Source organism: Pseudomonas farsensis, assembly GCF_014268805.2.
Lineage (GTDB): Bacteria > Pseudomonadota > Gammaproteobacteria > Pseudomonadales > Pseudomonadaceae > Aquipseudomonas > Aquipseudomonas farsensis.
Genome location: NZ_JABWRF020000001.1, coordinates 298,918 through 318,176 on the forward strand (window position 1 = coordinate 298,918; position 19,259 = coordinate 318,176).

General features: G+C 62.4%; 15 protein-coding genes. 12 read left to right on the forward strand and 3 right to left on the reverse strand.

Annotated features, from left to right (window positions below; all coding sequences use genetic code 11):
• Positions 1–13: 13 nt before the first annotated feature.
• The 10 genes from pilW (at position 14) to HU719_RS01420 (ending at position 11,100) form a co-directional block, all read left to right on the forward strand.
• Entirely contained in the window at positions 14–775 is a 762-nt protein-coding gene (gene pilW / locus HU719_RS01375; protein WP_186535251.1) for a type IV pilus biogenesis/stability protein PilW, read from the forward strand.
• The gene (locus HU719_RS01380) at positions 772–1,755 is read left to right on the forward strand and encodes a RodZ domain-containing protein (RefSeq protein ID WP_186517449.1); all 984 of its coding nucleotides are present in this window, start codon (positions 772–774) and stop codon (positions 1,753–1,755) included. The genes pilW and HU719_RS01380 overlap by 4 nt, the downstream gene beginning before the upstream one ends.
• A 3-nt stretch (positions 1,756–1,758) precedes the next feature.
• Entirely contained in the window at positions 1,759–2,868 is a 1,110-nt protein-coding gene (gene ispG, locus HU719_RS01385; RefSeq protein WP_186517447.1) for a flavodoxin-dependent (E)-4-hydroxy-3-methylbut-2-enyl-diphosphate synthase, read from the forward strand.
• A gap of 24 nt (positions 2,869–2,892) precedes the next feature.
• Positions 2,893–4,179: a histidine--tRNA ligase gene (gene hisS, locus HU719_RS01390; RefSeq protein WP_186535253.1), complete on the forward strand. Its 1,287-nt coding sequence runs from the start codon at positions 2,893–2,895 to the stop codon at positions 4,177–4,179.
• A gap of 38 nt (positions 4,180–4,217) precedes the next feature.
• Entirely contained in the window at positions 4,218–4,859 is a 642-nt protein-coding gene (locus tag HU719_RS01395) for a tetratricopeptide repeat protein (RefSeq protein WP_186517443.1), read from the forward strand.
• Positions 4,834–6,003, forward strand: a complete 1,170-nt coding sequence (gene bamB, locus HU719_RS01400; RefSeq protein WP_189659814.1) for an outer membrane protein assembly factor BamB — start codon at positions 4,834–4,836, stop codon at positions 6,001–6,003. Before HU719_RS01395 ends, bamB begins: the two co-directional genes overlap by 26 nt.
• Before the next feature lie 117 nt (positions 6,004–6,120).
• Positions 6,121–7,584: a ribosome biogenesis GTPase Der gene (der, locus tag HU719_RS01405; RefSeq protein ID WP_186517439.1), complete on the forward strand. Its 1,464-nt coding sequence runs from the start codon at positions 6,121–6,123 to the stop codon at positions 7,582–7,584.
• Between the two features lie 281 nt (positions 7,585–7,865).
• A complete protein-coding gene (locus HU719_RS01410) occupies positions 7,866–8,891 on the forward strand; it encodes an RHS repeat-associated core domain-containing protein (protein ID WP_186535255.1) in 1,026 nt (341 codons plus the stop codon).
• A 281-nt stretch (positions 8,892–9,172) separates the two neighbouring features.
• Complete coding sequence (locus HU719_RS01415; RefSeq protein WP_186535257.1) at positions 9,173–10,321, forward strand: pyridoxal phosphate-dependent aminotransferase; 1,149 nt, start codon at positions 9,173–9,175, stop codon at positions 10,319–10,321.
• Complete coding sequence (locus tag HU719_RS01420; RefSeq protein ID WP_186535259.1) at positions 10,309–11,100, forward strand: amidohydrolase; 792 nt, start codon at positions 10,309–10,311, stop codon at positions 11,098–11,100. The genes HU719_RS01415 and HU719_RS01420 overlap by 13 nt, the downstream gene beginning before the upstream one ends.
• Positions 11,101–11,273: 173 nt before the next feature.
• On the opposite strand, the gene HU719_RS01425 is transcribed toward HU719_RS01420, so the two are convergent.
• Both HU719_RS01425 and HU719_RS01430 read right to left on the reverse strand, forming a co-directional pair.
• Positions 11,274–13,829, reverse strand: coding sequence for a PepSY domain-containing protein (locus tag HU719_RS01425; RefSeq protein ID WP_186535261.1), 2,556 nt, complete (start codon positions 13,827–13,829; stop codon positions 11,274–11,276).
• Between the two features lie 111 nt (positions 13,830–13,940).
• Entirely contained in the window at positions 13,941–16,253 is a 2,313-nt protein-coding gene (locus HU719_RS01430) for a TonB-dependent receptor (RefSeq protein ID WP_186535263.1), read from the reverse strand.
• Positions 16,254–16,485: 232 nt separating this feature from the next.
• Here HU719_RS01430 and HU719_RS01435 point away from each other — a divergent pair, with 232 nt between their 5' ends.
• Together HU719_RS01435 and HU719_RS01440 are read left to right on the forward strand one after the other, a co-directional pair.
• Entirely contained in the window at positions 16,486–17,166 is a 681-nt protein-coding gene (locus HU719_RS01435) for a Fe2+-dependent dioxygenase (RefSeq protein ID WP_186517429.1), read from the forward strand.
• Between the two features lie 3 nt (positions 17,167–17,169).
• Positions 17,170–17,925: a tetratricopeptide repeat protein gene (locus tag HU719_RS01440; RefSeq protein WP_186517427.1), complete on the forward strand. Its 756-nt coding sequence runs from the start codon at positions 17,170–17,172 to the stop codon at positions 17,923–17,925.
• 143 nt (positions 17,926–18,068) lie between these two features.
• On the opposite strand, the gene HU719_RS01445 is transcribed toward HU719_RS01440, so the two are convergent.
• Positions 18,069–19,232, reverse strand: a complete 1,164-nt coding sequence (locus tag HU719_RS01445; protein WP_186517425.1) for a type III PLP-dependent enzyme — start codon at positions 19,230–19,232, stop codon at positions 18,069–18,071.
• Between the last annotated feature and the right edge of the window lie 27 nt (positions 19,233–19,259).

The following is a 19,259-nucleotide window of genomic DNA, read 5'->3' on the forward strand; positions in this document are numbered from 1 at the left end:
GAGCCCTGTAGCCATGACCCTGCGCGCCGCGCTGTCGATCCTCATGCTTGCGTTGCTGGCCGGCTGCGTTTCGGGCGGTGCGGGCGATCCGCTTGCCACTCGGCAAGGGCGTGAAGAGGCGGGCAGGGCGTATGTGCAGTTGGGGCTGGGCTATTTGCAGCAGGGTCTGGCCGGGCAAGCCAAGGCACCGTTGAGCCAGGCGCTGGCCCTGAACAGCAGCGATGCCGATGCCCACGCGGCGTTGGCCCTGGTGTTCCAGGCCGAGGGCGAGCCGCAATTGGCGCTGCAGCACTTCGAAAAAGCCCTGGCGGTGCTGCCTGCCGATACGCGAATCCGCAACAACTTCGGCAGTTTCCTATATGCTCAAGGCCGTTTTGCCGATGCCCAGGCAATGTTTCGTCAGGCAGCGGCCGATACCCTGTATCCTGAGCGCTCCCGGGTCTACGAGAACCTTGGCCTGACGGCACGCAGGCTTGGTGAGGCCGAACAGGCCCATGCGTATCTTGAAAAGGCGCTTCGGCTCAATCAGCGGCAACCCCGTGCGTTGCTTGAAATGGCTGAGTTGTCCTACGAAAACAGGCATTATGTGCCGGCGCGGGATTACTACGATCGTTTCAGCCAGCTGAGCGACCAGAATGCCCGTAGCCTGCTGCTGGGCGTTCGCCTGGCCAGCGCCCTTGACCAGCAGGGCACCGCTGCCCAATTGGGCCAGCAATTACAACGACTTTATCCCGGTACGCCGGAATATCAGCAATACCTGTCGGAGCAACGATGAAAGCCGCGCACACCGAAGTAGCAGCAGCGCCTCGCCACAACCCCGGTGACGTCTTGCGTCAGGCCCGCGAACAGCGGGACTGGAGCCAGGCTGAGGTCGCAAAACGGCTCAACCTTACGGTTTCTTCGCTGAATAACCTTGAAACCGGTGCCTTCGACAAACTGCCGGGGCACACCTTTGCCCGTGGTTATATCCGTGCCTACGCCAAACTGATGGATATGGACCAGGCGCCGCTCGTGGCCGCTTTCGACCAGTTCACCGGCAGCCACGCCCAGGGCAGCGATGTACATGCCCTTGGCCGTATCGAAGAACCGGTGCGCATGTCGCATAACATCCTGCGGGTGGTCAGCCTGCTGCTGCTGGTTGCAGTGGTCGGCGGGGGCTTCGTCTGGTGGCAGGACCAGGGCAGCCTGCGCGGCAAGGACCTGGCCAAGATTGCCCTGGAGCACGTCGAAGTCGAAAGCGCCGACGGCACTACCCAGATTCACCCGCTGGACGAGCCTGAAGACCAGGCCGTCAGCGAGGCGCAACAACCTCAAACCCAGGTGTTGCCGCTGGAGCCTGCCACCAGCGAGGCTGCGCCCGCTGCCACCGAGCAAGCCCCGGCTGCCGAAAGCACCCCGGCCCAGCCTGTGGTCGTTACCCCGCCAGTCACCGCGCCTACACCCGCTGCTCCCGCTGCGGCGCCTGCCGTTGCAGCCACCGCACCGGCCGTTGAGCCTGCTGCAGCCGCTGCAGGCAGCGCCAAGGTGCACATCCAGTATGTTGCCGACTGCTGGACGCAAGTTTCCGATGGCAACGGCAAGGTGCTGTTCAGTGCCATCAAGCGCAAGGGCGACAGCCTGGAGTTGACCGGCCAGCCACCGTTCGCGGTACGCCTGGGCTTCGCCCGTGGCGCCCAGGTGAGCTATAACGGCCAGGCGGTCGATGTCGCCCCGTTCACCAGTGGCGAGACCGCTCGCCTGAAGTTGGGACAGTAAGTCATGCACGGCGAATCTCCGATCAAACGGCGCGAATCCCGCAAAATCTGGGTCGGCAATGTGCCGGTGGGCGGCGATGCCCCCATCGCGGTGCAGAGCATGACCAACACCGATACCAACGATGTGGCGGCCACGGTCGGGCAGATCCAGCGCCTGGTCGATGCCGGTGTCGATATCGTGCGGGTTTCGGTGCCCGACATGGACGCCGCCGAAGCCTTCGGCAAGATCAAGCAACTGGTCAGCGTGCCGCTGGTCGCTGATATTCACTTCGACTACAAGATCGCCCTGCGTGTGGCTGAGCTTGGCGTCGATTGCCTGCGCATCAACCCCGGCAACATTGGCCGTGAAGACCGTGTGCGCGCGGTGGTCGATGCTGCCCGCGACCGTGGTATCCCGATCCGTATCGGGGTCAACGCAGGCTCGCTGGAAAAGGACCTGCAGAAGAAGTACGGCGAGCCTACGCCCCAGGCGCTGGTCGAATCGGCGCTGCGTCACGTCGAGCACCTCGACCGCCTGGATTTCCAGGATTTCAAGGTCAGCGTCAAGGCCTCGGATGTGTTCATGGCCGTCGAAGCCTACCGTCTGTTGGCCCGCCAGATCGTCCAACCGCTGCACCTGGGCATCACCGAAGCCGGCGGCCTGCGCTCAGGCACGGTGAAATCTGCCGTGGGCCTCGGTATGCTGCTGGCCGAAGGTATCGGTGACACCATCCGTATTTCCCTGGCCGCAGACCCTGTCGAAGAAGTGAAAGTCGGTTACGACATCCTCAAATCGCTGCGCCTGCGCTCGCGGGGCATCAACTTTATCGCCTGCCCGAGCTGCTCGCGGCAGAACTTCGATGTGGTCAAGACCATGAACGACCTCGAAGGGCGTCTGGAAGACCTGTTGGTGCCGCTGGACGTGGCGGTGATCGGGTGTGTGGTCAATGGCCCCGGCGAGGCCAAGGAAGCCCATGTCGGGCTGACTGGCGGTACGCCGAACCTGGTGTACATCGATGGCAAACCTGCGCAAAAACTGAACAACGACAACCTGGTGGATGAGCTGGAAAAGCTGATTCGCCAGAAAGCGGCCGAGAAGGTCGAGGCCGACGCGGCACTGATCGCCCGCGGCTGACACACAGATTCGTAAGGACTTTTCGTGAGCAAATCGCTGCAAGCCATTCGTGGCATGAACGACATCCTGCCCGAGCAGTCGCCGCTGTGGCGCTACTTCGAGGGCACCGTGGCCGGCCTGCTGGACAGCTACGGCTACAGCCAGATCCGCACGCCGATCGTCGAGTTCACCGAGCTGTTCAAGCGCTCCATCGGTGAAGTGACCGACATCGTCGAAAAAGAGATGTACACCTTCCAGGACAACAAGGACTCGCTGACCTTGCGCCCTGAAGGCACCGCTGCGTGCGTGCGCGCTGTGCTCGAGCACGGCATCATCGGTAATGGCCAGGTACAGAAGCTCTGGTACGTCGGCCCGATGTTCCGCCACGAGCGCCCGCAGCTGGGGCGCTATCGCCAGTTCCACCAGATCGGTGTCGAGGTGTTCAACCTGGCAGGCCCCGATATCGATGCCGAACTGATCATGCTCACTTGGCGCCTGTGGGCGTCGCTGGGTATCCAGGACGCTGTGACCCTGGAGCTCAACAGCCTGGGCACCAGCGAAGCCCGCGCGCGCTACCGTGAGGCGCTGGTCGAGTTCCTGTCCGGGCGTATCGATCAGTTGGACGAAGACAGCAAGCGCCGCTTGCAGAGCAACCCGCTGCGCATTCTCGACAGCAAGAACGAAGCCACCCAGGCCGCCCTGGTGGGCGCGCCCAAGCTTGAAGAGTACCTGGACGAAGAGTCCCGCGTGCACTTCGACGGCTTGAAGGCCCGCCTGGATGCAGCCGGCATTCCGTTCGTGATCAACACCAAGCTGGTGCGTGGCCTGGACTACTACAGCAAGACCGTATTCGAATGGGTCACCGACAGGCTCGGCGCCCAGGGCACGGTCTGCGCCGGTGGCCGCTACGATGGCCTGGTCGAGCAGATGGGCGGCAAGCCGACCACCGGCGTTGGCTTTGCCATGGGTATCGAACGCCTGCTGCTGCTGATCGAAACCCTGGGCAAAGTGCCTGAGTCGATCAGCCGGACCCTCGACGTTTACCTGTGCGCCTTTGGCGAGCAGGCAGAGCTGGCTGGCCTGAAGCTCAGCGAGCAACTGCGTGATCGTCTGCCGCACCTGCGCCTGGCGGTCAACGCCGGCGGCGGCAACTTCAAGAACCAGTTCAAGAAAGCCGACAAGAGCGGCGCGCTGTTCGCGCTGATTTTGGGCGACGACGAGCTCGCTAAGCAGCAAATCGGCGTCAAGCCCCTGCGCGGCCAGGGCGAACAACAGAACATTGCCTGGGATGCTCTTGCCGAGCACCTGGAAACCGCGATCGCCCAGGCGTAACGCGGTTCAACAACGAATAGGCGAAAAGGAGTATTGGGGTGTCGAGTACCGATGATGATGATCTGGCAGGCGTAAAGGACTGGTGGAACCGCAACGGCAAGCCGTTGCTGACCGGTGCCTTGCTGGCTGGCGTGGTAGTGATGGGCTGGCAGACCTGGCACAAGTACCAGAACAACCAGTCCCAGGGCGCCTCCGCGCTGTACCAGGCGCTGCTGGAAACCTCGCTGACCCCAAGTGGCGAGCCGGACGCCGGCAAGGTTGCAGAACTGTCGGGCAAGCTCAAGAGCGAGTTCGGCGGCACCGCCTATGCCCAATACGGCAGCCTGTTCGTGGCCAAGGTCGCGGTCGACAGCGGCAAGCTCGATGACGCCGCTGCCGAGCTCAAGTCGGTGCTGGACAAACCCGCCGATGCGACCCTCGGCGAAATTTCGCGCCAGCGCCTGGCCCGTGTGCTCGCCGCGCAGGACAAGGCCGAGGACGCGCTGAAACTGCTTGATGGCGACACCGACAAGGCGTTCCAGGCCAGCCGCGAGGAGCTCAAGGGCGATTTGCTGGTACAACTGGGCCGTGCCGATGACGCACACAGTGCCTACGAGAAAGCCAAGGCCGCACTGTCTGACGACGCCGCGATCGGTGGCCTGCAACTGAAGCTGGATGACCTGGCCAAAGGGGACGCCTGAAGTGAAGGGTTGGAAACAAGCAGCTGTGCTCACCCTCGCCGTACTGGCCGCAGGTTGCAGCAGCAACAGCAAGAAGGAACTGCCCCCGGCCGAACTGACCAAGTTCACCGAGGAAGTGGTGCTGAAGAAGCAGTGGAGCCGTTCGATCGGTGACGGCCAGGGTGAGACGTACAACACCCTGGTGCCCGCCATCGAAAACGACCGCATCTACGCCGCTGACGTCAACGGCAAGGTGTTCGCCCTCGACCGTAACAACGGCGACGTGGCCTGGAAGAAGGACCTCGATCTGCCAGTATCCGGCGCCGTCGGCGTAGGTTACGGCCTGGTCATGGTCGGCACCCTCAAAGGTGAAGTGGTCGCCCTCGACTCCAGCACCGGTGAAGAGCGCTGGCGTTCGCGGGTGACCAGCGAAGTGCTGGCACCGCCTGCCAACAACGGCGACGTGGTGGTCGTGCAGACCCAGGACGACCGTCTGATCGGCCTGGACGCTGCAACTGGCGACCGTCGCTGGATCTACGAAAGCACCCCTGCGGTGCTGACCCTGCGTGGTACCGGTGCCCCCATCGTGACCAACCAGCTGGCCGTTGCCGGCCTGTCCACCGGTAAAGTGGTGGCTGTGGATATCAGCAACGGCGTGCCGGTGTGGGAAAGCCGCGTGGCCATTCCACAGGGCCGTTCGGAGCTGGACCGCGTGGTCGATATCGACGGTGGCTTGCTGCTGTCGGGCGGTACCTTGTACGTCAGCACCTATCAGGGCCGCGTAGCGGGCCTGGAGCTGGAAAGCGGGCGTGTGCTGTGGCAGCGCGATGCCTCCAGCTATGTCGGTGTCGCACAGGGCTTTGGCAACGTCTACGTGAGCCTGGCTTCGGGCACCGTGGAAGGTGTCGATGAGCGTTCTTCCAGCGCGCTGTGGAGCAACGACAGCATGGCGCGCCGCCAGCTGACCGCGCCGGAAGTGTTCTCAAGCTACGTAGCGGTGGGTGACTTCGAGGGTTACCTGCACCTGCTGAGCCAAGTCGATGGCCGCTTTGTCGGCCGTGAGCGTATCGACAGCGATGGCCTGCGCGCCCGCCCACTTGTGGTCGGCGACACCATCTATGTCTATGGCAACAGCGGCAAGCTCGAGGCGCTGACCATCCGCTGAAGCTATGCTTGAGCTCGCTTGCGGGCTTGAGCCGCGGTGCATGATGCGCCGCCCGAACTCCGGCCGCTGCTTTGCAGCGGCCTTTGCATTTTCAAGAATTCAAGAGTGGAGAGCCGCATGGTTCCCGTAATCGCCCTGGTGGGCCGGCCCAATGTCGGCAAATCCACCATGTTCAACCGCCTGACCAAGACCCGCGATGCCATCGTCGGTGACCTGTCGGGTTTGACCCGTGACCGCCAGTACGGCGATGCCAGTTGGCAGGGTCGTTCGTTCATCCTGGTCGACACCGGTGGTATCACCGGTGACGAAGTGGGCATGGACGAGAAGATGGCCGAGCAATCGCTGATGGCCATCGAAGAAGCCGACTATGTGCTATTTCTGGTCGATGCCCGTGCCGGCATGACCGCTGCTGACCAGATGATTGCCGACCACCTGCGCAAGCGCAACAAGTCGGCCATTCTGGTTGCCAACAAAATCGACAACATCGACCCGGACATCGCCCGCGCCGAGTTCTCGCCGCTGGGCATGGGCAACGCCATTCCGGTGGCCGGCTCCCAAGGCCGTGGCATCAACGCCCTGATGGAATCGGTGCTCGGCCATATCCCGCGTGACGCCGAAGACGACGCGCTGGCCATGGAAGTCGCCGAAGGCGAAGAAGCTGTTCGTATTCCTGGCCCAAGCGAAAAAGATGGCATCAAGATCGCCATCATCGGCCGCCCGAACGTGGGCAAGTCGACGCTGGTCAACCGCATGCTGGGTGAAGAGCGCGTGGTGGTCTACGACGAGCCGGGGACGACCCGCGACAGTATCTACATCCCGTTCGAGCGTGATGGTGACAAGTACACCTTCATCGACACCGCAGGCGTGCGCAAGCGCGGCAAGATCCACGAGGAAGTCGAAAAGTTCTCGGTGGTGAAGACCCTGCAGGCGATCAAAGACGCCAACGTGGTGATCTTCGTGATGGACGCCCGCGAAGGCGTGGTCGACCACGACCTCAACCTGCTGGGCTTTGCCCTGGAGGCGGGGCGCGCCATCGTGATCGCGCTGAACAAGTGGGACGGCATGGAGTCGGGCGAGCGCGACTACGTCAAGACCGAGCTTGAGCGCCGGCTGTTCTTCGTCGACTTTGCCGACATCCACTTCATTTCGGCCTTGCACGGCACCGGCGTGGGCAACCTGTACAAGTCGGTGCAGGCTGCGTTCAAGTCGGCGGTTACCCGCTGGCCGACCAGCCGCCTGACGCAGATCCTCGAAGACGCCGTCAGCGAGCACCAGCCGCCGCTGGTGAACGGCCGTCGCATCAAGCTGCGCTACGCTCACCTGGGTGGCGCCAACCCGCCGCTGATCGTGATTCACGGCAACCAGACCGAGAAAGTGCCGAAGTCGTACTCGCGTTACCTGGAAAACACCTACCGCCGCGTACTCAAGCTGGTCGGTACGCCGATCCGCATCGAATACAAAGGCGGTGAGAACCCGTACGAGGGCAACAAGAACACCCTCACCGACCGCCAGGTCAACAAGAAGCGCCGTTTGATGTCGCACCACAAGAAAGCCGAGAAGAAGCGCCGCGACAAGCGCTGAGGCTGCAAGCTGCAAGCTGCAAGAAAGAGCCGACGCTCATCCCGAGCGCTTTTTCTTGTAGCTTGCCTCCATGATCGTGCAGCACGATGCCAGAGCCGGTGCCATCGCCGAGCAAGGGTGCCTCTGCTAGCCCAAGCCCCTACCTAGTAAAACTGTTAGTTGCGCCCTCCCTCTTTCAAGGTACATCTTGTGGCTGCCTGACCAACGTCAACATCGTCTTGATCTTGGATGTTGGTTAAGAACGATCACTCGTTTTCTGCTCACTGGCGGGGTCACAGGTGATGGCAGCTAAATGCTCGACAGTTTTTTTCTATCTGGGGAATCAGCTAGCCAATTTGCTGGCGCCTGGTAAAGGCATCTCCTACATGCGTTCAAACGCAAGCGCGATTTCCGAGCATCGAGAAGACCTTGCAGCGCCGTTATTACTTGCTTGTGAAGAAGGTGGGACGGTTGCCGCGAGTGTCGCAGCCTTAGAGGCTGCGCCGGGCGTCGCAGCTGCAAGCTATACGCCTTATGGGCATCGGTTCTTCGACTCGCTCCCTGCCGCCTCGCTAGGGTTCAATGGTGAGTTATTGATGGGTGGGCTTGAGGCGTACTTGTTGGGTAACGGCAATCGGGTTTACAGCCCTTCGCTGATGCGCTTTATTTCACCTGATAGCTATGGTGCATTTGTAGTGGGGAACGTGTATGGCTATTGTGATGGAGACCCTGTAAACAGGCTTGATCCTACTGGCCATACACCCTTATCAAGGTATATCCATCGTCATCAGATGCAAACCATTATTTCTAAGGGTGGCAATCTTCCTGGTCCGACTCTTCAAGCAGCCCGTGCCATTGCGAAGATCCCTGAATACGTTCAAGGGAATTTGAATGTCTTGAGTGGTGCGATTAAAGAAACAAGTTCAATTAAGGCAGGGCTGGGGGGGGTATTAAAATCGAAAGGCTTGACGCTTGACCTACTTAAGGGGCACGCCGATCAATATACAGAGGCGTTACAGAGTGTACGGGCTAGCGCGCGGCCAAAGCTAACATTCATCGCGGAGCTAAATAGTATCGAAATGAGCGGTGGCGGGTTGAGTCCGCAGGGGACTGCTGGAGCTAACTTACTGGATGAATATATGCGCGAAGAGACTATGGCTATAGGCCGGCTTCAAGATTTGAGAGCCAAGATTTCTTCCCAAGAGGGGATGGCTAGAGCCGTGCAATCAAAGCCCCCGGACGTTGCCACGCGCGCAGCGTCAATGAGGTCCAGCGGAAATTTTTATACACGGCTACGTAAGAAAAACAAGAAAAGCGAGAAAAAGTAGTGGCGTGCTATTGCATCGTATTGCCAGTATTCCGGTCGAAGCAGCATCTTTGATGAGGACTATCAAATTAGATAGCGGTCAATCGCCTGGCCAGATCGGCATTTTCGCATCGCGGTTGCCTCAGCCGGCTTAAGCGATGATGCCAAGCACTTTGGTATTGACTACGCGCAATGCCGACGACGTGCAGGGCAAATCAGGCGCTAATTCCGAGCGCTTTTTCTTGTAGCCAGAAGCGCCAAGCGAGTAGCTTATACCCCTCAATCCCCGGGAAAGAGGGCCCCATGATCCGCAGCAAACTGCCGAACGTCGGCACGACCATCTTCACCACCATGTCGCAACTGGCTGTGCAGACCGGTGCGCTCAACCTTTCCCAAGGCTTCCCCGATTTCAACGGCCCCCAGGCGTTACTGGATGCGGTCGGCCGGCACGTGGCGGCCGGGCACAACCAATACGCCCCCATGACCGGGCTGCCGGCCCTGCGTCAGCAGGTAGCGGCCAAGGTTGCGCGGCTGTACGGGGTTGGCGTTGATGCCGACCACGAGGTAACTATCACCCCAGGCGCTACCGAAGCGATCTTCTGCGCCATTCAGGCGGTGATCCACCCAGGCGATGAGGTGATTGTCTTCGACCCTTGCTACGACAGCTACGAACCGGCGGTGGAACTGGCCGGTGGGCGCTGCGTGCATGTGCCGTTGGCGGACGGCAGCTTCGGTATCGACTGGCAGAGGTTCAGCGACGCACTCAGCCCGCGTACGCGCATGGTCGTGCTTAACTCGCCGCACAACCCCAGCGGTGCGCTGGTCAGCCGGGCCGACCTCGACCAACTGGCCGCGCTGATTGCTGAGCGTGATATTTACCTGCTCAGCGACGAGGTTTACGAGCACCTGATTTACGACGGCGTACGCCATGCCAGCGTGCTGGCTCACCCGCAGTTGTACCGGAAGGCGTTCGTGATCAGTTCGTTTGGCAAGACCTACCACGTGACCGGCTGGAAAACCGGCTACGTGATTGCGCCGCCTGCGCTGAGCGCAGAACTGCGCAAGGTGCACCAGTACGTCAACTTCTGCTGCGTTACGCCGTTGCAGTGCGCCCTGGCCGATTTCATGGCCGAGCACCCTGAGCACATCGACGAGTTGCCGGGCTTCTATCAGGCCAAACGCGATCTGTTCTGCAACCTGCTGCAGGGCTCGCGTTTCAGCTTCACGCCGACACCGGGCACGTATTTCCAGCTGGTGGACTATTCGCATATTCGGCCCGACCTGAACGACGTCGATATGGCCGTGTGGCTGACCCGCGAGCATGGCGTTGCGAGCATTCCGGTGTCGGTGTTCTACCAGCAACCCATCCCCGAACAGCGCCTGGTGCGCCTGTGCTTTGCCAAACGTGAGGAGACGCTGCAACAGGCAGCGCAACGACTATGCGCGATCTGAGTACATTGCCTGACCTCAAAGTCGCGCTGGTGCAGACCAGCCTGGCCTGGCAGGACCGCGAGGCCAACTACGCCCACTTCGAAGAACTGATCGGCCAGGCGGGCGACGTGGACCTGGTGGTGCTGCCGGAGATGTTCACCACCGGTTTTTCGATGGAGTCCGAACGCCTCGCCGAGCCGGAAAACGGCCCCACCTACAAATGGCTCAAGGCCCAGGCGAAGAAGGCCGGGGCGGTGATTACCGGCAGCGTGATCATCCAAGCCGCAGATGGCAGCCACCGCAACCGCCTGCTCTGGGCGCGCCCGGACGGCGAGATTCTGCATTACGACAAGCGCCACCTGTTCCGCATGGCCGGTGAGCACAAGCACTACACCCCCGGTGAGCGTCAGATGCAGTTCGAGCTCAAGGGGTGGCGGGTTCGCCCGCTGATCTGCTACGACCTGCGCTTCCCGGTGTGGAGCCGTGATGCCCAGGACACCGACCTGCTGCTGTACACCGCCAACTGGCCGGCAGCGCGGCGCCTGCACTGGAACCGCCTGCTACCGGCGCGGGGCATCGAAAACCTGTGCTATGTGGCAGCGGTCAATCGGGTGGGTACGGACGGCAAGGGGTTTGCCTATTCTGGCGACAGCCAGGTGCTGGACTTCCAGGGCGAGAGCCTGCTGAGCGCGGGGGAGGCCGATGGGGTGTTCACCGTGGTGTTGAGTGCCGCAGAGCTTGCCAGCTACCGCACCCGGTTCCCGGCACACATGGACGCAGATAGTTTCGAGTTGCACTGAGGGCCAATCGCGGGGCAAGCCAGCTCTCACGTTTGGTCGCTTCGGTTCTGCGCAGAACCAGAATCTCCCACGCCAGGCCCGGCGTGGGAGATCACCCAGCCCTTCCGGGCTGCGCTTTCGCGCAGAGAACTGGGCAGCGTGGGAGCGGGCTTGCCCCGCGATGCCCTCGACGGTCAGTACACATCCCGCCGATAACGCCCGTCCTCGATCAACTGCTGCACCTGCATCTCGCCAAGCATGCCATGCAGGGCTGCGTCGACGCCGGCGGCCATGCCGTGCAGGCTGCCGCAGACGTAGATGAATGCACCCTCATCGACCCAACGCTTGAGTTCTGCTGCCTGCTGCAACAGTACATCCTGTACATAGACTTTTTCAGCCTGGTCCCGCGAGAACGCAAGGTCCAGGCGTGCCAGTTCGCCCTTGGCCAGCCAGTGCTGCAGCTCCTCGCCGCACAGCAGGTCGTGGGCGCGGTTGCGTTCACCGAACAACAGCCAGTTGCGCTGCTCGCCCGCAGCGACCCGCGCCTTTATCAGGCTGCGCAGGCCGGCAAGCCCGGTGCCGTTGCCAATCAGTACCAGCGGCGCGCTGCCTTGTGGCAAGTGGAAACCGCTGTTGCGGCGCAGGCGCAGGCTGACGCTGGCTTCGACTGGCAAGTAGGCCGTCAGCCAACCCGAACCCAGGCCAAGGCTGCCATCAGGATGGCGCTCCTGGCGCACAATCAGCTCCAGCACACCGTCGCTTGCGATGGAGGCGATGGAGTATTCGCGGGTGCCCAGGGGGATAAGCGCATCTACCAGCGCCTGGGCGTGCAAGCCGACCAGGTGCTCGCGGCTGGCCGGTAGCTGGCGGCTAGCCAAGGCTTGACCGAGGGTTTCGTTCAGGCCGTCGAGTTGCACCTGGGCCTGCGCATCCAGCCCCAAGCCATTGAGCAACGCCTCGACCCGGGCCTGGCTATTACGCGGCAGGATCTCCACCAGATCACCGGCCTCCCAACTGGCGGCAACCTCGGGTTCAAGCCCCAGCAAATAAACCGGCGCGCCCTGGCTGCCCGGGTTCAGCAGCGTCCGGCGTACCAGGCGCCAGTTGCCAAAACTGGGTGGCTGCCAGGCGCTGACCGGCTGCGCGCCGGTCAATTGCGCCAGCGCTTGCTGCCAGCGTTGCAGCGCGGCGGGGTCGGCGTTGTCGACCTCCACCGGGCTGAACGCGCTGCTGGCACCGCGCTCGCCGAGCCAGGCCTGCAAACGGCGGGCGAAGCCGCAGAAGTGCGGGTACTGGCGGTCGCCCAGGGCCAGTACGGCGTAGTTCAGATGGGCCAGGGCCCAAGGCTGGCCGATGACCTTGCGCTCGAAGGCGCGGGCGCTGTCGGGCGCCTCGCCATCGCCGAAGGTACTGACCACAAACAGCGCACGCCTTGCCTGGCGCAGCTCGGGCTCGCCCAGTTCGCCAAGCGCGCGCACCTGTACCGGCAGCCCTGCGGCCTGGAGCTGGCCGGCGCTCTGCCAGGCCAGTTGCTCGGCAAAGCCGCTTTGGCTGGCAAAACCGATCAGCCAGCTGTCGCCGCTGTCGCAGGCTTTGTCCACCGCACCCCGGGCAACGCGGACCTGGCGTTTTTTGCGGCGGCGGTCGAGGTACAGCAGCCAGCCGGTGACGAAGAACAACGGCATGGTCAGGCTTGCGGCAGTGAGGATGATCCGCCCCGGCAGGCCGAAGTAAGAGCCCACGTGCAAGGCATAGATGCTTTGCAGCAACTGCGCCTTGAATGATTTTTCGGTGTAACGCTGGTGGCTTTTGACCTGGCCGGTGGCCGGGTCGAGCACCAAGGTATTGAAGGCGCGTGGGTGCGCGGCGTCTTCCTGCAGGTAGAACAGGTTGGCTGTTTGCCCACCTGCCGGCGGCAGGCGCAGGTTGTACATGGCAAGCTTGGGGCCTGCCGCTTGCTTGAGGTTGGCCCAGATGGCGTCGTAATCGACCTGCAGCGGCGGCGCATTTTTGTCGGCCTTGGGCGGGCCATGCCGGCCACCACGGCCTTCGCCGCGTTTCTGTTGACCGCCAGCAGGGGCGTCGGCCAACAGCGCGTTGAGTCCCGAGCTGTACCATTGATACGACCAGGACAGCCCGGTCAGCGCAAACAGCAGGTAGAACAGCAGGCACCAGGTGCCGAACACGGCGTGCAGGTCCCAATTGAAGGCGCGGCCTTTCTTGGCCCAGTCCAGGGTCAGCCAGGTACGCCAGTTCAATGCCTTGCGCGGCCAGCGCAGATACAGGCCGGACAGGCAGAAGAAGATCAGCATCAGGGTGCAGGCGCCGGTGATCTGCCGGCCAGTTTCGCCCATGGCCAGGAACCGGTGCAGGTCCAGCATCAGGTTGAAGAAGCCTTGGCCGCTGGCGTCACCCTTGAGTTCGCCCGTGTAGGGGGCGGCATAGCGCAGCTGGCCACGGCGTTCGCCAGGCGGCGGGGTGAAGAAGACCCGCGCTGCGTTGCCTTCGCGCACATCGACCCACAGCATGGCCACCTTGTCGCCTTGCTCGGCCTCGACCCGGCGTACCAGCTCGGCTGGCGGCAGCACGCCTTCAGCGCGGACTTCGACCTTCAGCACATCGGCGTTGAAGGCACGCAGCAGTTCGTCCTGGAACGAATACAGCGCGCCGGTGATCCCCATCACGGCCAGCACCAGCCCGGCGCTGATGCCAAACAACCAGTGCAGCTGGAACAGTGTCTTCTTCACCACGATCGTTACCTTGTATTACGGGCCGGCTGTTGTGCGGCGTGCATTATGCCCTGATACGCGAACGCCCCGTTCACTGATGAACGGGGCGGCGGTGTTATCGCGCGGCTGGGCTCAGAAGTGCACGCTGGTGGTCAGCAACGCGGTGCGCCCGGCTGCCTGGTTGGCGAAGTGGGTGGAAAATGCCTTGTCGTAGTACACCTCGTCGGTGAGGTTCTGCACGTTCAACTGCAGGTTGATGTTCTTGGTCAACTTGTAGGCGGCCATGGCGTCGTAGCGCACGTAGCTGTCGACCATGGTGGTGTTGGCAACGTTGCCGAACACATCGTCGACATAGAAGGCGCCGCCGCCAATGGTCAGTTTCGGCGTGAGCTGGTAGGTGGTCCACAGGCTTGCGCTGTTGTTCGGCGTATTTGGCAACTGGTTGCCGTCATTGGCCTTGCCCAATGGCCCGCCGTCGATCTGGCGCGCTTGCAGGTAGGTGTAGCCGGCGAACACCTGCCATTTTTCGGTCAGTTTGCCGCTGGCCGATAGCTCAATGCCCTGCACACGGGTTTCCCCGACGTTTTCGTACGTGGTGGTGCCCACTTGCACGCGGGCGTTTTCTTTTTCGGTGCGGAACAGCGCGGCGGTCAGGGACAGACGCTCGTCGAACACATCCCACTTGGTGCCAATTTCGTAGTTGGTGGTCTCTTCCGGCTGCATGTCGCTGCTCAGCAGGTTGCCGGGGCGGTCGGTGGTGCCGCCCAGCGGGTTGCCTTCCATGCCTTCGCCGAGCAGAGCGCCTGGCGGCGTGGCGGAGGTGGCGTAGGAAACATAGACACTGCCGTTGTCTGCCGGCTTCCACACCAGGCCCAACTGGCCGGTGACGAACTCGCTGGTGTCCTCGCCCTTGGCTGCTACGCCCCGGCTGTTGACCGTTGTCGAGCCGTCGGCGTTGTAACCACGGTACTCGGTGTCGAAATGGTCATAGCGCAGGCCCATGTTCAGCAACCACTGCGGGGTCAGTTCGAGGGTGTCGAACACGTAGATCGCGGCGGTGTTGCTACGCGTGGTGGTGCCTGCGTAGTTGCGCGAGATGGCGCCGTTCCACGGATCGTCCGGGTTCGGGTTGCCCAGCGAGGTGCAGTTGTAGCCGCTGCCCTGGCCGACGGAGCCTGGCGGGCAGGTACTGCTGGAGTTGCCGGGGGTGCCGGGCGTGGTGTCGGTGTTGACGTTGTAGGTGGAGCGCTGGCTCTGCTCGCGGCTCAGTTCGATGCCGGTGGAGAAACTGTTTTTCAGCCCGCCCAGGTAGAACTCGCCGAACAGGTCGGTCTGGTTGGTGGTGGTCGCGGTGTTGCCGACACGGGTGTTGGCGCGGCGCCAGACGGTGCCATTGCTGACGTTGCCCTTGCTGTCGTCGGGCTGGGTCAGGATGTAGTCCTGCATGCTGTTGCCGTGGCGCAGGGTGTTCTTGATGGTCAGCGTGTCGCTCAGGTCGTGTTCGATGGCAAAGGTTGCGATGTCGACCCGGCTCTTGCGGAAGTCGCGGCTGGTCAGACCATAGAAGTTGCTGCTGTCGCCGCCGGCGTACGGCTTGCTCGGGTTGGCCGAGGTGCGGTTGCCGGTGCCGCCGGCAGGCACGGTGTAGGGCACGCCGGAGTCGGGCAGGTCGTCGCTTTCGAGGTGGTAGTAATCGAGGTTGACCCGTGTAGGCGTGCCCAGGCCGAAAGCCAGCGACGGGGCGATGCCCCAGCGGTCGTAGTTGACTTTGTCGCGGCCGGCGACGTTGCTTTCGTGGGTCATCAGGTTCAGGCGCCCGGCCACGCTGTCGCTGAACTGGTAGTTGCCATCGAAGGTGTAGCGCTGGGTCTGGTCACTGCCCCAGGTCCAGGCGCCGTCCAGCGAGTTGCCCAGGTGCGCGCGCTTGCTCACCAGGTTGATGGTGCCGCCGGCAGCGCCTCGACCGCCAATGGCAGAGTTTGGGCCCTTGGCCACTTCTACCGATTCGACGGCGAAGATTTCACGGGTTTGCGCGCCGGTGTCACGCACCCCATCGAGGTAGGTGTCGCCTTGGGCGTCAAAGCCGCGAATGAATGGCCGGTCCCCTTGCGGGTTGCCGCCTTCGCCAGCGCCGAAGGTAATACCCGGCACGGTGCGCAGGGCATCCTGCAGGCTGAGGGCGCTGGTGTCCTTGATCACTTGTTGCGGGATGACGGTGACCGAGCGAGGGGTATCCACCAAGGGGGCGGTGTACTTCTGCGACGATGCCTTCTCGACTTTGTACTCGGTGCTGGCCTGCTCGGCCTTGCCATTGATGCTGGTGGCGTCGAGGGTAATGGCGGTGGCTGCAGGGTCTGCGGCATAGGCGGAGGTTGCGCTGATTGCCACGCCGATGGCAGAGGCGAGCAGGCGTGGTGAACTCACAGCAGTTGGCACGTGGCGCATGGTTTTGGCCTTCCCCAAGGTATCAAGGCGGCGGATGCTAATGTAATCGAATGTCAGTAACAATTGAGACTCGTTACCATTCGCTATAAATTTACATTCTTTACATCTTTGTCTCAGCGCTGAAACAAACCAGCGTTAAAGGTGGCAAGGCAAGCAAACCGATCAGGGGGGCTTGTGCCACGCAAAAGGGAATCAATATCATTGACACCCTTTCCGTTCAGGCGTCTCCACCATGCTGCTGCACATCCCCGGGCTGTTCGATGCTGACGAAATCAGCCGTATCCGCCAGGCCCTGGAGCAGGCTGATTGGGCCGACGGCAAGGTCACCGCTGGTTTCCAGTCCGCCAAGGCCAAGCACAACCTGCAATTACCCGAGGGCCACGCGCTTGCCAAAGAGCTGGGCGCGGCACTGATCGACCGCCTGTGGCGCAACCCGTTGTTCATGTCGGCGGCGCTGCCGCACAAGGTGTATCCGCCGTTGGTCAACTGCTACCGCGAAGGCGGCAACTTCGATTTCCATATCGATAATGCCCTGCGCCAGCCCAAGGGCAGCCCCGAGCGGGTACGCACCGACCTGTCTTCGACACTGTTTCTCAGCGACCCTGGCAGCTACGACGGTGGCGAGCTGGTGATTCAGGACACCTATGGCGTGCAACAGGTGAAGCTCGCGGCAGGTGACCTGGTGCTGTACCCCGGCACCAGCCTGCACAAGGTCAACCCGGTCACCCGCGGGGCGCGCTATGCCGCGTTTTTCTGGACCCAGAGCCTGGTCCGCGACGATGGCCAGCGTACGTTGCTGTTCGAGATGGACAACGCCATCCGCGCATTGGGCGCCGATGTGCCGGACCACCCCTCGTTGCTGCAGCTCACTGGCACCTACCACAACCTGCTGCGCCGCTGGGCCGAGGTCTGAGCCATGAGCTATCAATTGCGTCGTGAGCAGGCCGTGGATGTCGCAGGCCTGCAGGCCATGCTCGAACACAGCCCTGGCCAGGCCGCCCAGGCGATTCTGGCGGCGGCGGGGCAGGGCGTGGTGCAGGCGCAGCTGTTGCTGGGGCAGATCCTGCTCGATGGCCGCGGTATCGAGCAGGATGCCAGTGTTGCCCGGCGCTGGTTCGCCATCGCGGCCAAGGGCGGCAGCGCCATGGCGCAGAACATGCTCGGGCGTTGCCTTGAACACGGCTGGGGCGGGGAGGTGGACCTTACCGGTGCGGCCATCGAATATGCCAAGGCGGCGGACGCGGAGCTGGACTGGGGCATGTACAACCTTGGCAATCTGCTGGCCACCGGCCGTGGCGTGCCGCCTGATCAGGCCCAGGCGCTGGCCTGCTACACCCGTGCCGCGCACGCCGGGCACGCCCGTTCGATGAACATGCTGGGCCGCTATCTGGAAGCGGGTATTGCCTGTGAAGCGGATGCGCAAAAAGCCCGCCGCTGGTATCGGCGCTCGGCCAATGCGGGTGATTTTCGCGGCCAGTTCAGCCATGCCACGGTGCTGATCGAGCAGGGCGAAATGAGCGAGGCATTGACCTGGCTACGCCAGGCTGCAGAGAACGGGTCGGTGAGTTTTCTGCAAAGCAGTATCCAAACCCTGAGTTCGCAGAACGATCCGCGGCTGGCGCCGGTAATCGCGTTGTACCGCGAGCGAGTCGAGGCGCTGGTCGAGAGCTGACAGCACGTGCGCGCGCAGAGAATTGGGCTGCGGGGGGGCAAGTTCACCGGCACTTGGGCAAACCCGCTGTCACAGAATAAAAAGGCGCTGCAGTTCAGTTTCTGTACTGCAGCGCCTCGATAGCCTGGCTGAGCGTCAGGCCTTTACAGGTAGTAGGCTTTGAGCGGCGGGAAGCCGTTGAACTCTACGGCGCTGTAGCTGGTGGTGTAGGCGCCGGTGGACAGCCAGTACAGGCGGTCACCGATGGCCAGGTTCAGCGGCAGGCCGTACTTGTAGTGCTCGTACATGATGTCGGCGCTGTCGCAGGTCGGGCCGGCGATGACCACTTCTTCCATCTCGCCTTTCTTCTCGGTCCAGATCGGGAACTTGATCGACTCATCCATGGTTTCGATCAGGCCGGAGAACTTGCCCACGTCGGTGTACACCCAACGCTCGACGGCGGTACGCGACTTGCGCGCCACCAGCACCACTTCACTGACCAGAATACCGGCGTTGGCGATCAGCGAACGGCCTGGCTCAAGGATGATTTCCGGCAGGTCGTCACCGAAGTCTTCTTTCAGGAAGCGAATGATCTCTTCGGCGTAGGTTTCCAGGCTGTTGGTACGGGTGATGTAGTTGGCCGGGAAGCCGCCACCCATGTTGATCAGCTTGAGGACGATGCCGTCTTCTTCCTTCAGGCGCTCGAAGATCACCTTGACCTTGGCGATGGCGGCGTCCCAGACACTGATGTCGCGCTGCTGGGAGCCCACGTGGAAGGAGATGCCGTAAGGCACCAGGCCCAGGTCACGGGCGAGGATCAGCAGGTCCATGGCCATGTCGGTCTGGCAGCCGAATTTGCGCGACAGTGGCCAGTCGGCGGTGGTCGAGCCTTCGGTCAGGATACGCACGTAGACCTTCGAGCCTGGGGCGGCCTTGGCGATGTTGCGCAGGTCGGCCTCGGAGTCGGTCGCGTACAGGCGCACACCTTTCTCGTAGAAGTAGCGGATGTCCTTGGACTTCTTGATGGTGTTGCCGTAGCTGATACGGTCGGCGCTGACGCCTTGGTTCATCACCTTGTCCAGCTCGTAGATCGAGGCGATGTCGAAGTTCGAGCCTTTGTCTTTGAGCAGGTCGATGATTTCGACAGCCGGGTTGGCCTTGACCGCGTAGTACACCTTGGCGAATTCGAACCCGGCGCGCAGGTCGTCATAGGCCTTGCTGATCATCTGTGTGTCGATGAGTACGAAAGGGGTTTCTTGCTTGTCGGCGAACGCCTTCATTTTCTGGAAGGTGTCACGTGCGAAATAGTCTTCGACCTGGATCGACATGCTCAAGGGCTCCATGGGCAAACTGAA

Bases quoted from the DNA above. Each gene is read 5' to 3' on its own strand.
- pilW (WP_186535251.1), top strand. From the start codon at position 14: ATGACCCTGCGCGCCGCGCTGTCGATCCTCATGCTTGCGTTGCTGGCC.
- HU719_RS01380 (WP_186517449.1), top strand. From the start codon at position 772: ATGAAAGCCGCGCACACCGAAGTAGCAGCAGCGCCTCGCCACAACCCC.
- ispG (WP_186517447.1), top strand. From the start codon at position 1,759: ATGCACGGCGAATCTCCGATCAAACGGCGCGAATCCCGCAAAATCTGG.
- bamB (WP_189659814.1), top strand. From the start codon at position 4,834: ATGACCTGGCCAAAGGGGACGCCTGAAGTGAAGGGTTGGAAACAAGCA.
- der (WP_186517439.1), top strand. From the start codon at position 6,121: ATGGTTCCCGTAATCGCCCTGGTGGGCCGGCCCAATGTCGGCAAATCC.
- HU719_RS01410 (WP_186535255.1), top strand. From the start codon at position 7,866: ATGGCAGCTAAATGCTCGACAGTTTTTTTCTATCTGGGGAATCAGCTA.
- HU719_RS01415 (WP_186535257.1), top strand. From the start codon at position 9,173: ATGATCCGCAGCAAACTGCCGAACGTCGGCACGACCATCTTCACCACC.
- HU719_RS01420 (WP_186535259.1), top strand. From the start codon at position 10,309: ATGCGCGATCTGAGTACATTGCCTGACCTCAAAGTCGCGCTGGTGCAG.
- HU719_RS01430 (WP_186535263.1), bottom strand. From the start codon at position 16,253: ATGCGCCACGTGCCAACTGCTGTGAGTTCACCACGCCTGCTCGCCTCT.
- HU719_RS01435 (WP_186517429.1), top strand. From the start codon at position 16,486: ATGCTGCTGCACATCCCCGGGCTGTTCGATGCTGACGAAATCAGCCGT.
- HU719_RS01440 (WP_186517427.1), top strand. From the start codon at position 17,170: ATGAGCTATCAATTGCGTCGTGAGCAGGCCGTGGATGTCGCAGGCCTG.
- HU719_RS01445 (WP_186517425.1), bottom strand. From the start codon at position 19,232: ATGTCGATCCAGGTCGAAGACTATTTCGCACGTGACACCTTCCAGAAA.